Below are 595 nucleotides of genomic sequence, written 5' to 3'. Positions count from 1 at the left end.
CGATCCACGCCGATGGCCAGCTGGCGGTCGCGCAGGCTGGCGCGCAGATTCTTTACGGCGGCCTTGGTGGCAGCGGTGCCGGCCTGGCGTGCGATCAGCTCGGTGTCGATGCCGATCGGGAAGGCAGCGGCACGGAAGCGGCGCCCGCCCGGTGCTTCCAGCTCGCCGTTTTCGAGCACGCGGCCGCCGCCGAACAGGCGCAGGTAGGTCTGGAAGCGATCGGCGTCGCGCTGGGTCTGGAAGCCGACCAGGTCGTAGGCATACAGCGCGGAGAACAACCGCAGGTGGTCGGGCATCGCCTGCAGCAGGTCGGCCGACGGCATCGGGATATGCAGGAAGAAGCCGATGCGGCAGCCGATGCCACGCTCGCGCAGCAGTGCGCCGAGCGGGATGAGGTGGTAATCGTGGATCCAGACGATGTCGTCCTCGCGCAGCAGCGGCGCCAGTTTGTCAGCGAACAGCGCGTTGACCTTGTGGTAGGTCTCGCGGGTGCCCCGGTCGTAGTCGACCAGATCGAGGCGGAAGTGCAGCAGTGGCCACAGCGTGCGGTTGGCGAAGCCGTTGTAATAGCCATCGACCTCGCGCTTGCTCAGGT

At 67.4% G+C, this 595-nt stretch carries 1 protein-coding gene; it reads right to left on the bottom strand.

Features of this window, described 5'->3' with window-relative positions; genetic code table 11:
• Window positions 1-595: trehalose-6-phosphate synthase (locus tag DAI20_RS19875; protein ID WP_205781526.1), on the bottom strand; the 595-nt coding region annotated here is incomplete at both ends.

This window comes from Planctomonas deserti (assembly GCF_003067705.1).
GTDB classification, from domain to species: domain Bacteria; phylum Actinomycetota; class Actinomycetes; order Actinomycetales; family Microbacteriaceae; genus Planctomonas; species Planctomonas deserti.
Note: the sequence above shows the minus strand (reverse complement) of the source record. Positions and strands in the feature narration are given on the sequence as shown.